Below are 16,109 nucleotides of genomic sequence, written 5' to 3'. Positions count from 1 at the left end.
TCAGTAGTGGAGACCGGCAGTCCCAATGCATATCGATTTTGGACCGTTACGTGGCTATGGCAGACTGCGTTCAGACTCCGTATTTTTATTTCACAGCGTACACTCCTAACACCCCTTTCAGTGGGTGACTCTTTGAACAGACTAGGTAGATTTTTATTATATAGAGTATCGATAGTATTTCAAAACTTGAATATACATATCTACCGTGCACGATTTAACAGGATTTCAACGTGATCTGCTGTATGTTGCCGCAGGGCTTGACGCTCCTCACGGACTCGCCATCAAAGATGAACTCGAAGAGTACTATGAAAAAGAGGTTCATCACGGACGGCTCTATCCCAATCTCGATACTCTCATTGAGAAGGGACTTCTCGAAAAGAGTCAGAAGGATCGACGAACAAACGAATACACGATAACCCGTCGCGGAACCAGAGAAATTGAAGCTCGAACTGAGTGGGAGATGCAGTACATTGATCACACGAACTGACTAGGAGCTTCAGACTATCTCGATTCGCTCATCAAGTCAACCGAGTGCGACCTCAACCGTACCCGGCCACCCGAAGAGATTCCGGAGCGGATCCTAGAATTCACATTTTTTGGCCGAGATCGGCCTCGGAGCGGGCGATCTCCCTGACCACTCGACGTTGGTAAAGGCGTTTGATAGGTTCGAGATGAAGGTCTGGCGAGTGCTGCTGCGCCTCTCGGCGCAGCTGCACGACACCGCCGATCACGCTGCGATGGACGCGACGTTTTTAGACCGCGAAACCGCCAGCAAGCACTACTGCCGCCGGACGAACTATCGCGTTCAAACGCTGAAAACGATCGCACTCATCGATACAAAAACACAAGCTGTGCTCGATGTTCACTGTACGACCGAGAAACGCCATGACACACAGATCGGCTGGCAATCTCGCTGCCGACAAAGGCTACGATTGGCAGCAATTACGCGAGAAATCGCGCGAAGAGGGCGTGAGACAGCTGATCAAGCACCTCGAGTTCCGACCCATCGACTGCGCGCATAACGCGCGCATCGATGGGTCTCTATATGGTCAACGAGCACTGTCTGAGACCATCTTCTCGAAGATCAAGAGCTCGCTCGGCCACGCGGTGCGTGCCCGAGCGTGGTACCGCGAATTTCGTGAGATCGTTCTGATGTGTGCGGTCTACAACATCAAGCGAGCCGTGAAACAGTGAAATCAAACGCCTTCTGGCGATTCACCAGAGCCAATTACTCGTAATGATCAAGCAGCGCCCATTCATCACAGTGTGGGCATTTGTGCTTGGTTACGATTAGGCCCTTTGAGGGGAGATATTCGAAACAGCCCTCACAAGTGTAGTCGCCGCAATTACCGCACCGATAGCCGTCGAGGATTCCACCACCACAGTCGCTGCAACTATCCATCGGGTGACGAGTTTCTCCTGCAGCGTCTTAACCTCCGGTGTAGAATAAATCTCCTACAGGAGTTGGTACCCTGTACTTCGTATTGCCGTATCGCCATTCTGCTATTCGAGTGATACCACAATATACGATGTTATATAAGACACAATATATTTATTCACTGATTGTTTCTCGTACAGAAAGCATATATGAGGGCAAGCAACATCACAGATTATCGGTCAATCGCACATAACCAACTGACGAATGTCACGGAACACCGTCAACACCACTGTGTCGATCATGCCCGCCGATGCGTTATTCCTCAGTTGGGCGACCGGCATCAACGCATCCGGGCTCTTCCGTGAAGCATTGGCCGAGCAGATGGCCTATCGAGATATCGACCGCGACGAACTCTCCAACCTCGTCGACGACGCGCTTACTGACAACAACCGAGATTTCGAGGACCTCCTCGAACAAACCTCCAGCATCGAGGATATGAACGCCCTGCTCGAAGCAGACCCCTCCACCGACTAGCTCCCCAGACAACGTCTATGAGCCAAGCACCCTCTGACCTCGCGAGCGATGCACCGTCAACTGAAACAACCTCTACTAATGACCCAACCGCCAAGTCGGCGATCAGCCACCGTCTCAAAGCAATCCTCGCCCGAGCGCCCCCGCAGTTTGTCTCCCTCTCGATGGGGCTCGCGTTCCTCGTCGTCGCTGTTGGCCCGGCCGCCGCACAGAGCCAGGTCGGTGACGTGTACTGTGACACTGGCGTCGCGACCGGGATTGACCTCGTGTTCGGCGCGGTCGCTGGTCTCGGCCTCCCCGCAACCGGTTTCTACACCGGGAAGGCTGGCCTTTCGTACATGCGCGCCGGCGGTAACCCCGAGAAGAAGAACGATGCCAAGGAAAAGCTCGTCATGTCCGGCATCGGCTTCGGCATCGTCACCCTCGCACTCGTCTCGCCCGAACTCATCGACAAGGTCGGTAGCCAGATGGGATTCAGCTTCTCGGACTGTGTAAAACCATTTTAGGCCCATCTGGAGTGGCCAGCGAACTGTTCCTGCGCCCCTCGCCCCATACATCATGTACTCCCTCCGCACGATGGCTGCCGCACTTGCCCTCTTTCTCGTGAGCAGCAGCGCTGTAGTTGTCGTTGCGGGAGGCATGGCTACCGCTACAACATCCGATTTCGGGTCCGCTGTTCCTGACGATGGACCGGACTACGGCGTGAATAACAGTACGTTTCAGCGGCTCTGGTCCGAGGATGCCGACAACGGCAATCTCTCAGCAGACGATTTTGGCGATGCAAATGTTTCATCGCGCGCCGAGTTCGCGCACCGACTTGCTCGGTCGACGGACATCCCATTCGATCAGCCACCACAAGCTGCTGGGGACTGGAACAATGGAGATTTCAGGGATTACAGTCCTGGTAGCCGAGATTCGTCTATCCATCCTGAAAGTGCATCCCTCGAAGATGGTGTGTACATTAAGGATGCGTATGTCAGCATCTTCGCCACCCAACCGTCGACGATTCTCCACCAAGGGAAGGGAACGACGCAATACGTTGCCCCAGACGGCCAAATTAGCGCGCTCAGTGATTACCGAGTTGCTGTTCCCCAGGGTGATCAGAACGGGTCACAGCGTGAACGCTGGTCGATCGACCAAACGAGTATCGAATCTGTTGAACTCTCCGCTGATGGGCGAACCATCGACACCGGGAGAGGCCATCAGGCCACGCTCCAGTACACCAACCTCTCGGGTTCGCCGCAGCTGACAGTCGAGGCCAATATCACGGTAACGCTTCGGCATGTCACGCTGGATTGCCCAGACTGGAACTCCTCGATATCCAGTTGTGACGGGGACTGGAATCGCGACGTCGAAACCCCTGAAGCATCGAAAACGGTGTCGACATCACAGACCGTCGTTGTTAATCAACTCTCTGGCATTTCTGGGAACCGCGTCCGGTTCGAGGCAGACGAGGACCAAATCGGCGCGGTCGTCCATCCGAACACGGAGTGGTCGACGATTACGGTCGATGGTGACGTTCGGGCCCGAAGCAATTGGTGGTTCTACACGGCCGGCCGATCCGGCTGGCAGACGATGCTCACGAGTACCGCGACCAACACCTCGCGCGCTGAGTCGTCGGTACGTCCCGTCCAAGTTCACGCGTTCCCGAGCCAGCAAGCACCATACGTGCCGACTGAACCGACCGACGCCGGGAAGCGACCACTCGCCATCGAGGAAACGTGGGGGACAGAGCAATCAGTACCATCGCTGCCGGCGAACATTGACCTCGAGTCTGCCAATCCGTACGTGAACGCAGATTCGATCGCTGTGAGTTCTACAACTCTCGACAAGAGCGCCTTCAGCGAGGTTACGGTCCAGGGCATCGTCCGCGGGCAATCACGAACAGTAAGCCTCACCGAGCAGCAGACCGTCCGCGAAACGAATCTCACCCTAACCGTCACCGAAGCCAACGCTACCCACGCGGTCGTCCGGGCGATGGTCACGGAGAACGCGACCGATGACGCTGTCACGACTGGTCGCGTGACAATTCGGAACCAGACCGCGGCGCTCAACAGCAGCGGAATGGCCGTCGTTACCATCTCGAATCCGCCCCTGCTCGTTCGAGGTCAGTATACCTCGGCCGCGTGGTGGCGGACTGACCAGCCCTATGCAGCGTCGGAAGATGTCGCGAAGACCCCTGCGAACGTCCCCGACGTCCAGACATTCATCGACCTCGTCGTCGTTACGATGCTCTGGTTCATCCCCGTTGCTGTCCTGGTCTTCGGCTTTGACTATATGTCCGGCGGCGCGCTGCTCGGACTTACAAACCGATCATGAACGACAACACAAACTCACCTAGTCACGACAGGTGTATAGACCGTCGAACAGTTCTTAGTGGCCTCAGCGCGACTCTCGTCGCACTCTCTGGCTGTTCCTCATCACCATCCGACACCAACAGTCCTGGCTCTGGAACCTCTCCCCCTCCTGAAAGTGAAAGCGACACCTTCGAGGGCGTCGCGATGGTCGAGTCAGATCTCGTCGTCGATCTCGCAAGCGACACCAACGCTGATTCGGTGAATCTCATCAACTCAAACGGTGAGGTGAACGCGCTTCAGCGGGTCCAAGAGGGAGCGACACAGGTTACATTTCAGCTCCTCGGTGAAGCCGAAGACGGGTACACGCCCGGAGAGTACCGCGTCGTAGCTGTCGCTGGTGACGAGACAATCGGCGAGACGACGATCTCCCTCAAGCCAGAGCTCACGATTACAGACGTCATGTGGGCGCAGAACCACCCGGACATGGACTGGGATAAAGGCCGGTCAACGTGGCGGCAATTCGCCGCTCTTACGGTCGAGAACACAGGAAATGCGCCGACGTATCTCACGGCACTTCAGTGGGCAAATTCGCCGCATACCAAGTTATCTCCGTCGGAGACGCTGACGCACAATCCTACTACCCTCCTACCACCTGGAGAGACAACGATCTACTCTGCCGCTCCGATATACCAGACGGAAGATCCTACTGGTGTTCACGGGGCCATCGATTGTGGCAACCTGGAGACGAATACGCTCACCGTCACAGGAGTCGTCCAGGCTGGGACGAATCCGTCGTACTCACAGACAATCGAGTATGGCGGGGCGAAATACTCGTGTGAACTAACCATCATGGACGGCAGCCCGACTGAATCGTCCCAAACGACATCGAACGAGAGTGATACCTGAATGGAGTGGATGGAAGAGCAGGTTGAGGACGCCATCGAGAATGTCCTAACGAGCATCAAAGAGGCACTCCTCGGGTTCGCAAATGACATTTTCGAGGCGCTTCTCAATCCAATTGTCGGCGTCCCAGCGCCCAAATCTAACTCCCGGTACATAGTCGCCGGCACTCCCGATAACACACCATGGCAGAGTCTATATGCAGATTTCTATCTCCAGTACATCCTGCCGTTGACGATTATGTTACTGGTCGTCGGACTCGCGTACATCGGCCTCCGGTCGGGATCGATCAGTAGCTACCGTCGCAAGCGGCTGCTCCGACGTATCGGGCTCGTGTTCATGGGGTCGTTCGTCTGGTTCCCGCTTGTGTCGATCCCGCTCCAGTTCGTCAATGCGATGGGGCTCACACTTGCTCCAATCGGCAGTATGTCGGCCGGGTTCGGGAGTCTCATCGAGTCAGCAGTCGGTGGCCTCTTCGTCGTGCTCGCCATGGCGATCGTCTCGAACTTCCTGCTCGTTGTTGCTGCCCTCGTCTACGGCCTCCGCTGGCTTGGGATCCTCGTACTGACGCCGTTGATGCCGTTGCTCGGCGTCTTCTGGGCACTTGACGTGTGGCCGCTCAGTCCGGCCTCGGAGATTGCTCGCCGTGCTGCTGGTATCTATCCTGGTCTCGTTCTCGCGGGACTTCCTGCTGCAGTCCTCTTCCGAATCGGCTGGCAGATGGATCTCACAGCGAGCGCAAGTGGAATCTTCTCGCTGTTCCTCGGACTGGTACTCATCCCAGCGGCCTGTCTCGCGTCGATCATGACCGTATACTGGTCTGCCCCTGCAGTCCAGACGATCGCTCGTCAGGGAGCGACCAAGACAAATCCGGCGGCTGCCGCCTCAGCCGCGAAGAAAGGCACCGGGAAATCGGTTCGCGGTGCCCGCAACGTCCATCGAGGGTACGCGCAGAACGGCCACGGGCCAGTGACACAGAGCGGGCAGACCCAGCTTGGGAGCGGCGATTCAAAAGCCTACAAACTCGGCTCGTCCGCTCAGTCAACGAAAGACCACGCAGGTCGCTACAACAACCTCCGGAAATCGAGAACGGGGCGGATGCGCGATAAGACGAAAGAAGACGTGAGTCAGGCCACACAGGCGGCGAAGGCCCGGTCGAAGCAGGCGTTCAGGAACACGAAAAACCAAGTTTCGTGGTGGTGACGATTCATGAGTACGAACACTGACGACCAGGAGTACAGCGCCCGACGGATCCATCAGTCCCTCGGCGGGACGACCGCGTTCTTCCAGGGGTATACCATCGGCGAGATCATGCTGTTCGTCGGCGTGGCGTTCGTCACTCTCGTCGGCGCAGCACTCGTCCCGGCCACCTTCACCATTCCCGTTCTCGGGTTTGGCATCATGCTCGGCCTCGTCCTCGGGATTCTCCACAAAGTGAAGCCCTCCTATCTGTGGCTGACCGAGTGGCTGGCAGCCCGCCTCGGCTGGGCGGTCAAGAACAAGGAGTACACGCACGGTGAGAATAACAGCGAGGTCCGCTACTTGACCCGCGTTGGGCAGGTCTTCCCGCACGCCATCGAGCGGTCAGACGGCGCGCTCGTCGGGGCAATGAAAGTCGAACCGGCGAACATGGCCCTCGAGGACGACGAGGCGTGGGCGAAAGCCGTCCAATCGCTCTCCGAATTCGTCAATGCAACCATCGACTTCCCCGTGAAGTTCTATCTCACTAGCCGAGAGGTCGACCAGGACGACGTCGTCCGCGGCCACCAGCGTCGCCTCGGGGACGCCGACGTCCGCTCGCGGCCCGTCCTCAAGCGGTTGCTCGAAGAGTACATCACCACCAACACCGACCAGAACGGCGATATCGACTCCGAAAGCACAACCATTCGCGAATACTACATCATTACCGCCGTTCGTGACGCCGACGTCGAACAGCTCGACGAAACCGGTGATAGCGTGCTCGCCTACCTCGCCGACATCCCTGTCCTGGGACGCGTGTTTGGCCGGTTCCAGTCCGACGGTCTCTCCGAGGCCGAACGCGACCGCCTCAAAGAAGACAAGTTGGAATCCCGGCTTGGGCAGATCCGCCGGGGTGGGTCGTCGCTCTACCGCTGCTCGGTCAGTCCGATCGACGCCTACGACCTCACTCGTGTGACCAAAGAATACTGGACGGGACGCACTGAGGAGTACGGCGACATCACTGACGCAATCGGCACGTTCCCGGTCGTCGCACACGGCATCAGCGACGACGTACCCTCGACGCCAGACCCAGACGACGTCGTCGACACGATGGACGACAGCCAGTACAGCAGGCGTGGCACTTCGACCAACGGTCACGACCAAGAGCGTGACGAGTGGGACGTCTCCGTCGGTGACCTTGACAGTGAAGATACTGAGACCGCAGAAACGGACGACGAGACGGACGTCGGCTACGAGGACCGTCTCGATGATACGTCGACGATCCACCAGTCGGTTATCGCGCCGTCGACGGTCGATTGGGAGACGACCTACGCCATCATCAACGACGACACGTACGTTCGGACGTTCTGGATCGAGCAGTTCCCGGAGGAGCCTGCCGACGGGATGCTCGAGCGATTGCTGCTGGAAACCGAACTGCAGACGGACATCAGCATCCATCTCGATCCGTTCGACAACCATTCGGCGGAGGACATGATGGCCGACTGGATTTCGGATCTAAAGGTCAACCAGCACGACGCAAACAGCCTCAAAGCCGAGGACCTTCAGGACGATATCGACCGTGGGAAGTTCATGCGGTCACTCGTCCGGGCGAACAAAGCGTCGTTCTACCGTGGCGGCGTCTTCATCCGACTCTCCGCCGAGAGCAAGCAGGAACTAGACAACCAATCGACGCGCCTGCGCTCGATTGTCAAAGACGCGCCCGCAAACTGCACGCTCAAAGTCGCGATCCGCTGGCAAGAGAAAGGCCTTGTGACAGTCTCACCGCTTGGTGCGAACGAGCTTGGTCGCGACCGGATGTCGACCCTGACGAACCAGGCGATCGGTGCGATGTTCCCGTTCTCATCGAACTACATGATGATGGACGAGGGCGTCGAATACGGCTACCATGGTCACAACGGCTCACCTGTACAAATCAATCCGTGGGAGCTGGAAACCGGGCACAGCGAACTCGTCGTCGGGATGCCCGGCGCGGGGAAGACGTTCGGCGACATCATGCGCCACTTGCGGATGATGAAGCGCCAGCAGGAGACGATGCTTGTGATGATCGACCCGGTCGGTGGGTTCAAAGGCATCGCCGACGCTTTGGACGCGAAGACGATTACGGTGGGTGGCGACACCCAGCTGAATCCTCTGGAGATACGCGAGACACCACAGGAAGTTCTCAACGCCGAGGACGGCATCTCACCGCTATCCGCGAAGAAAGACGAGGTGTACGCTGTGCTCGAAAACTTCCTGACCGCTCGCGATATCAATCTCGGAACCGAAACGGGCGTGCTCTCGTACGTCATCGACGAGGCGTACCGGCAAGCGGGTGTCGTCGAGGACGATGTGTCGACGCACACGCCCGAGAACTCGCCGACGATGACGGATGTCCATCGTATTCTCGCGGATATAGCGGAAAACCCCGACGAGCACAACATTGCCGCGTCCGAATCGGCCCGCGAACGCGCCGCCCAGTACGCGGACGAGTTGGCTATCGCGTTCCAGCCCTTCCGTGAAGGCGGATCGTACGACAACCTCGCGGCGCGCTCGGAGGTCGATATCCTCGAGGGCGACAACAAGGTCGTCTACATCGACCTCGGCCAGATCGAGGGGAGTGCTTCAGGTATCGATCGCCAGACGTTCCTGATGCAGTTGTTGTTGTCGACGGTCTACCAGCAGGCGAAAAAGACCGGCCGGAACGTCGAACTCGCCATCGACGAGGCGCACTACCTCTTCGAGGATCAGGCGAATCTCGATTTTCTCGAAACAGCGTTCCGGCACCAGCGCCACGTCGGCCTCCGGATGGTCTTACTGTCCCAGACTGCCCAGGAGTTCTACGAAACCGACCAAGCCGAGAAAATTCTCGGCATGTGCCCGATCAAGGTCTTCCACAAACTACCCGACTTAGACGACGAAACGGCCGACAAAATCGGGCTGACGCGAGAGCAGCGCCAGTACGTCCGTGGAGCGGACGCCGGGAAGGAGGACCTCGGCTACAGCCAGGCGCTCGTTCGCGTCGAAGAACACGGGACGTATCCGCTCCACGTCGTTGCGGACCCATTCGAGAAACGCGTCATCGACTATGAACCAGCGGATCAGGAGTTCATCCAGCAAGCCATCAGCGAGCAGTCTGAAGAACTGGTCGACTTCGAGGCATTTGTGGAGAACGAGGCGCGGATGAACGCCCTCACCAGCCGCTACGACCTCTGTGAGGAGGAAGCCACTCGCATTCTCGATGATGGATTCACCGAGGATGAGATCGTCGAGGCGATCATCGCAAATGCACGGCGGAGCGGCACGAAGGAGACGTCCACGCTGGCTGACGGTGGAAACGATGCTGGCCAGTCCGATGAGGAGATGAGCGACAATGCGTAATCGACTCTTGGGCGGCACCCCGCAGTACAACGCCACACAGCTACCGATCGAAGAACCACTTGTCCAGCAGCCGAAGGATGCGCCGGGGATTTTGCTCCGAATTCGCCCGTTCAAAGAGAACCAGGGCGTCGTCGACGGTGCTGGCCTTCTCCAGTCCGTCCACGATGTGACGACGAACTTCCGCGGGAAGAACACGAGCGACCACCATTCCTTCGAGGTCTGGTTCGACGAGGGGAAGATCACGTTCTACATGCACGCCGCGACCGAGGCGGCCGCCGACAAGTTCCGCCGCCGCGTCGGCAACAACTACGCCAACAGCGAGGTGTTTCCCGTCGACGGAGGAGCTGCCTTCCCCGTCATCGTGCCCGACGAGTACGTCGCTGGTGCGTGGCTCGAAATGGAGAAACTTCCGTACTACCCGATTCGCCACCACAACAGCGACGAATGGGCGACGGACCCGTACGGTGAGATTACGAGCGAAATGCTCACATTCGACGACAGCACGGTCGTCACGCAGGTCGTCTTCCGACCGGCAAAGCAATCCTGGACTGACGGCGACCGGTTCAAGCACAACAGCGTCGACGACCTTGCCCACGCTCTCCGCCAGGGAACCTCTGTGGGATGGTTGAATCCCCGCACGCGGCCAGCGAGCGAGAAGGACAAGCAGGCCGCCAAAACCATCGAGCAGCAGCGCGGCCAGCAGGCGTTCCACGTCAACATCCGCATCCTCGCAGCGTCCACGGACAAAGACGAAGCCGAGGCCCGTGCCCGCGGCGTCGCCGGGATGTTCAGGAAGTTCTACAACGCCATCACCGAGCAGGGCCTCGACGATATGCCAGTATGGCATCGCAAGGACGGCAAGCGTGCGAAGCAGCTCCGCCAGCACGTCGCCAAGATGGCTGACCGCGATTGGACCGACCGGCGCATGATTATGACCGTCGACGAACTCGCCGGCGTCGCCCACATCCCGAACAACGAGATCGAGACGCCGAACATCGACTGGCGCTACACCCAGCGCGGCGACCGCGTCCCCGCCGATACGGACCAGTACGAACAAGCTCCGACCAGAGGGCGGTATGACGAGCGATCGGCCGGACAAGGAGGGCATAATGGTGTTTGATCGCTTCTTCGGTCGCGACGACGCCGACCAGGACGCTGCGTCGGATGCAGACGCGTCCGCACCCGACCCCTCACTCGACGCGGATTCCCCGCACGAGACCAGGGTTAACGGGAACGGTGCGACCAGTGGGGATGCACCGTTCGAGACTCGTTCGGGTCCACAGTCACTGCTTGGCGAAACGTACGATATCACCGAACAGGACACGGACTACGTCGGGACCAAGCCTGTCGTCACCGAGACGCTGGACGAGGGCACCGTCGCCGGCTCACACGTCCGCGAGATGCTCGAATCGGGCGTCGATACCGCACCATCTCCGCTGTGGATTGGGTACGATGAGGACGCCCAACGAGGGTTCCGCGAAGCTCCGCTCCGATTTGAATCGCTCTTCCGCCACATCTGGATTACGGGCACCACCGGCTACGGGAAGACCACAGAGTTGCTAAACATGATGGTCCAGTGGGCGTATTCAGGGTATGGATTCGTATACTTCGACCCGAAAGGCCGCGACTCTCGCGAACTCCTGCGGATGCTTCCCGAAGACCGGCTCGACGACGTCATCTGGATCGAACCCGGGTCATCCGAGCACGACAAGACGATCGGCCTGAACTTCCTCGAAGTCCCCGACTGCGAGACTGAAGAAGAGCACGAAAACGAGATCGAGAATCGCATCGAGAACCTTAAGGCGATCTTCGATACGGACGAGTACTGGGGGATCAACATGGAGTCGATCACCGAGTCGATGGGCCGAGCGATGATGCAGTCCGACCAGCCGTTCTCGGTGATCGATATGTACTTCACGCTGTTGCACGCCGAGCGCCGCGAAGAGTTCGCCTACGACGTCGAGGACCCCTACGTTCGGGAATTTTGTTTCGAAATCGCGCGGATGGACGACGAGACGATCCGCCCGCTGCTCAAACGCATCAAGTCGTGGGTCGAAAACTCAGTCATCCGGCGCATTATCTCCCACCGCGAGAGCACCATCGACTTCCGCGACATCATCGACAACGACCGAATCGTCATCGTCCGCACGCCCGTCGAGAACACAGACATCAAGAAGATGGTCACACTCGGTGTGATGCGGAATCTCTGGAGCGCCATCCAACAACGCTCCTACGAGCACGATACCGATCCAGAGCCGTACTTCGTGCTCTGTGACGAGTTCGACGACATCGCGAGCGACAACCTCGACATCGAGTCGATGCTCGCCCGCGCCCGGTCGATGCGCCTCTCCGTGACTCTCTCCTCTCAGTACCCCTCACAGTTCGGTGAGGACACGCGCAAGGCGATGCAGAACAACTGTGACAACCTCATCGCCTTCTCGGTGAACGACGTTGACGACGCCCAGCTCCTGATGAAGCGATTCCGCGACTACACCGCCGAAGACCTCATCTCGACGGACCAGTATCAAGCCTGGACGAAACTCCCGTTAGAGAGTGGTCGATACTCCGAACCAGTCCTCCTCCGGACGTTCCCGCCGTATCCACCGCTGCGGTCATCAAATACGGTCGACGACATCATCGAGACGAGTTTGGACCGATATGGAACCGATCCGTTGACCGACGCGGAGATTATGCAGAATCTCATCTACAGCGACGCCAACGAAGCAGGGGACCCGACTCAGATCTTGGACGAGACGATGGCCGAAGCGATTCGCGCCGTCCAGATCCGAGCGGACGTCCGCGAAGCAAACGGCTGGGTGGCTGTACCTGCCGTCGACGAGGAACTCTCGACGCGCCTCGAGAACAACCACCCCGACATTAACTACGCAGACGACGACCTGCCCGAGGTACGTGACGCGTCGCGATTGATCGACGTCGAGTTGCAGGACGGCGATGTCGTGACGCGACTGTCCGAGGCGGGCGAAGCGGAAGTGCAACCTGATACAGGCGATGTCGAGTCGGCGGGCGGGTCTGACCACGATGCAGTGCTCGTGGATACCGAGCGGGCGCTCACCGAGCGCGGATTCAGCGTCGATATCCTCGAGCAAGACGGCAGCGAGCAACCCGATGCCATTGCGACGCACCCAGACCACGACGTCGTGTTTAACATCGAGGCCGAGACGACGACGCCGGATCGGCCAGCGAAGGTCTTGCAGAACCTCAAACGAGCGTACGAAGCGGATCGCGTTCCAATCTTCGTCGTCCGGCCCGGTGACCCCGAGACGGAGTGGGCATCACGCGTTGAGAACATTCTCTCGATGCCGTTGCGAGAGCGAGCGGACGGCACCGACCAGTTCTACAACTGCGACGAGGTCGTGACCTTCGGCGGTGGTGCAACAGCCCACGGTGGCGTCACCGCCGTTCGACCCTGCACGTCCGACACGAATCGGACAGTCTGGAGACGCAAGAGCGGTGAGCGCGTGCTGTCGGATGGTGAGACGGAGTTCGCCCGCGTTCCAGATGCTGGACCGCTCTCGAAAGATGACGTGCCAGCCTACTACAGTCACGACCGCGAATCCGGCCAGTACACCGTCCACCAACCTGGTGAGACGCAGACGTACGACTCGAAGGACGAGTTCGAGGCGGCGTGGACGCCCATTAAACAGCCGTTCCTCCCCGACGTCGACTTACCAGACGCCAAGTATTCGCGCGACAACTACCTCGTGCTCATACTCCCACCAGATGGCGGTCTCACACTCTTCCAGCAGGGCGCCACTCACGAACTGCCAGAATCCCCGGATGACGAAGAGCTATGGCCCGACGAGCAGGGCCAGACTGCAGGCTCAGGGAAGGCTGCGGAGCCGGCCTCGTCGTCTGGATCACGTTCATCAGCAGCGGAGGCAGTGGAAATCGAGCCAGATAGTGACGGCATCGAGGCGTTCGCAGCGATGTACATCAGAGAAACTGATGGAGCGCAGGTCCCGAAGGCAACACTGTTTGAGGCGTACTCGAGGTGGACTGAACAGCACGACATCGATGGGACAAACGCGAGCTGGTTCGGTCGGAAGCTTGCGAACGTCGTCGAGTATGAGGATGATCGTGTCAGAGACGGCGACGATCTGGTGACGGTCTACACCGGTATCGACCTAACCACAGACGGATCACAGCTCCTTGAATGACCGCACCTGTCAGAACTATGATTGAAATTCAGGGGAGTAGATCACTGGATGCCTCGGAGCCCGCACCACTATCCCAAACATCACACATTAGCCATTCAAATCACCAATATCGGGTTTGTTATCGTGTTTGTTCAGGGCAGAGCAAACGTTCAGGTCACGAATCTGAGGGATGTTCAGGGCAAAACCGCAGTACGGGGGCAATGTTCAGGGCAAATCGAAGGTCAAAACCAACTAGTATAGAACGGGTTGCCCCCGTTGGACAAGGTAGCGACCAGCCTACCGGCTGGTGGAGTGTTTATCAACATCGTGATAGTGGATGTGCGATGTCAAGAGGGACGCTCACCGCGAGGGGGATCGATGGTGCCTGAGTCGTCGATTGCTGTCTCGGTACTCCCCGAGGCGTTACGTGAGCGCGAGCAGTGGGTATGCTGGCGCGAAGAAGAGCGAGAAGGGAAACCGACGAAGATTCCGGTGACGCCGGGGGCTGGTGGGTTCGCGTCGTCGACGGAATCCGATACTTGGAGGGATTTCGAGACGGCACTCGAGTACACCGAGGCAGAGCACGCGGACGGCATCGGATTCGTGTTCACCGACGACGACCCTATCGTCGGTGTCGACCTGGACGACTGTCGCGATCCCGAGACCGGCGACGTCGACGATGCCGCGCGGGATTTCATCGAGCGACTCGACTCCTATACGGAGGTGTCGCCGTCTGGCACCGGCTTCCACGTGCTCATCAAGGGTGAACTCCCGGAGGGTCGGAATCGGCGGGGAAGCATCAAACTGTACGATACGGCGCGATTTTTCACCGTCACTGGCGACCACGTCGAGGGGACACCTAGTCGGGTAGCGCTCCGGCAGGACGCGCTCGTGGCGATTCACCGCGAGTACATCCAGGACACCGGTACCGAGGCAAAATCCGGGTCCGGGCACCGTGGCGCGACTGACGAAGAGTCAGCAACGAGCGGTGCAGGTGACGTCGACGTTGATCTGGCGGATGAGGAACTTCTAGAGAAAGCCCGGAATGCATCGAACGGTGAGAAATTCAAGCGGCTTTGGAACGGGAACACGGTCGGCTACGACAGCCAGTCGGAAGCCGACATGGCGCTGTGTTGTCTGCTGGCGTTCTGGACCGGTGGTGACCGGAGGCAGATGGATCAACTGTTCCGCCAGTCGGAACTCCACCGCGAGAAATGGGACGAGGTTCACTACACTGACGGGTCGACGTACGGCGAGAAGACCATCGAGCGAGCGATTACGACCACTTCAGAGTTCTACGAGCCGGACGCCGGCGACGACATCGCGGACGCCCACGACCCCGCTACCGACTCGTCTCCAGGTGGCGACGCCGGTGACTCGGAGCGCAGCCGTGCGTATCTGGCCGAGAAGAATCGGCTGTTGACCGAGCGCGTCGACGAACTCGAGGCGACACTAGCGGAGAAAACCGAGCGGATCGACACCCTCGAAGCAGAAGTCGAGCGTCTCACCGAGGAGCTGGCAACCCGTGACCGAGAGCCAGGGGATCCCCAAGAATCGACCACTGTCGATGCTGGTGAGGGCGATAACGAGTCCGAGACAGCGTCCGTGTGGGGCCGGACGAAACGGTTGTTCGGAAGTGACTCTAAGTAACGTCGAGACCGCGACGTAGCGTTTCTAATCCCCGAGAGGGGTGACGGGGTTTCGAACTGCCCCGAAACAACGCATGCATTCTGAGCGACAGCACCAGCGAGACCGTAGTATTAACCGAGAACCAGCTAAGCCGAACGCATCTACATCACCCTGGTCCGACCTCCATCTTTCAATCCCGAACGACCGGAGTAATTCGTCGATCGTCACCTTCGTCGAGTGTGTTCTCGTCGAGCTTACTCACGAACACGTCGGCGCCGAGTACCGCTCCTCGAACGTCTGAGACGAGAAAAAGACACAGTACATCGCCGCTGATACGGCCGGCGAGACGTTCACGAAGCGCCATTTCGACGAACGACTCGGATGGCACGAGCAGACGATTCCTCGTGAGGAGGTTCGTGACAACCTGGTCAACCGACTCACACGGGCCGTGTCACTTGCGACGAACCGACGTCATGCTGCTCCTGTCGATGAGCCCGATACCGTCCGTGTGAAGACCCTGCGTCAGCTGCAAAAGGACTCACAAACTGGCAGTCGTTAACCAACAGACGCCCGTGTTTCGGCCGTAGTGTTGGTTAATGAAACCGCAATGGGGATCATCTTCTGTTGCCTCCCACCCAGACCGTGCTTCCAGCAGTACGT

The 16,109-nt window shown here is 58.7% G+C and carries 10 protein-coding genes and 2 pseudogenes; all 12 read left to right on the top strand.

The annotated features are described in order from the left end of the window. Positions 1–205: 205 nt before the first annotated feature. The 12 genes and pseudogenes from ACFQEY_RS07305 (at position 206) to ACFQEY_RS18780 (ending at position 16,008) form a co-directional block, all read left to right on the top strand. A complete protein-coding gene (locus ACFQEY_RS07305) occupies positions 206–487 on the top strand; it encodes a helix-turn-helix transcriptional regulator (protein WP_379766450.1) in 282 nt (93 codons plus the stop codon). A 103-nt stretch (positions 488–590) separates the two neighbouring features. Then, positions 591–1,194 (top strand): annotated as a pseudogene (locus tag ACFQEY_RS07300) (IS5 family transposase); the annotation flags it as partial. Positions 1,195–1,642: 448 nt separating this feature from the next. Continuing rightward, positions 1,643–1,912: a hypothetical protein gene (locus tag ACFQEY_RS07295; protein ID WP_379766447.1), complete on the top strand. Its 270-nt coding sequence runs from the start codon at positions 1,643–1,645 to the stop codon at positions 1,910–1,912. A gap of 17 nt (positions 1,913–1,929) precedes the next feature. Next, the gene (locus ACFQEY_RS07290; RefSeq protein ID WP_379766444.1) at positions 1,930–2,415 is read left to right on the top strand and encodes a pilin; all 486 of its coding nucleotides are present in this window, start codon (positions 1,930–1,932) and stop codon (positions 2,413–2,415) included. A gap of 52 nt (positions 2,416–2,467) precedes the next feature. Further along, a complete protein-coding gene (locus ACFQEY_RS07285; protein ID WP_379766441.1) occupies positions 2,468–4,228 on the top strand; it encodes a DUF8186 domain-containing protein in 1,761 nt (586 codons plus the stop codon). A 182-nt stretch (positions 4,229–4,410) separates the two neighbouring features. Next, entirely contained in the window at positions 4,411–5,112 is a 702-nt protein-coding gene (locus tag ACFQEY_RS07280) for a hypothetical protein (RefSeq protein WP_379766438.1), read from the top strand. After that, positions 5,113–6,309, top strand: a complete 1,197-nt coding sequence (locus ACFQEY_RS07275) for a hypothetical protein (RefSeq protein ID WP_379766435.1) — start codon at positions 5,113–5,115, stop codon at positions 6,307–6,309. It begins immediately after the preceding gene. 6 nt (positions 6,310–6,315) lie between these two features. Next, a complete protein-coding gene (locus ACFQEY_RS07270) occupies positions 6,316–9,663 on the top strand; it encodes a VirB4 family type IV secretion system protein (RefSeq protein ID WP_379766432.1) in 3,348 nt (1,115 codons plus the stop codon). Beyond that, positions 9,656–10,783: a DUF8128 domain-containing protein gene (locus ACFQEY_RS07265; RefSeq protein WP_379766429.1), complete on the top strand. Its 1,128-nt coding sequence runs from the start codon at positions 9,656–9,658 to the stop codon at positions 10,781–10,783. Before ACFQEY_RS07270 ends, ACFQEY_RS07265 begins: the two co-directional genes overlap by 8 nt. After that, positions 10,773–13,841: a type IV secretion system DNA-binding domain-containing protein gene (locus tag ACFQEY_RS07260; RefSeq protein ID WP_379766426.1), complete on the top strand. Its 3,069-nt coding sequence runs from the start codon at positions 10,773–10,775 to the stop codon at positions 13,839–13,841. The genes ACFQEY_RS07265 and ACFQEY_RS07260 overlap by 11 nt, the downstream gene beginning before the upstream one ends. Before the next feature lie 357 nt (positions 13,842–14,198). Further along, on the top strand, positions 14,199–15,470 hold the full coding sequence (locus tag ACFQEY_RS07255; RefSeq protein WP_379766423.1) for a phage NrS-1 polymerase family protein: 1,272 nt from the start codon (positions 14,199–14,201) through the stop codon (positions 15,468–15,470). Between the two features lie 73 nt (positions 15,471–15,543). Further along, positions 15,544–16,008: pseudogene (locus ACFQEY_RS18780) on the top strand (DUF8030 family protein). Positions 16,009–16,109 lie beyond the last annotated feature (101 nt).

It is taken from the genome of Halorubrum trueperi (assembly GCF_042662525.1).
Taxonomy (GTDB): domain Archaea; phylum Halobacteriota; class Halobacteria; order Halobacteriales; family Haloferacaceae; genus Halorubrum; species Halorubrum trueperi.
The sequence above is the reverse complement of the archived record's forward strand: the minus strand, read 5'-3'. Positions and strand labels throughout refer to the sequence as shown.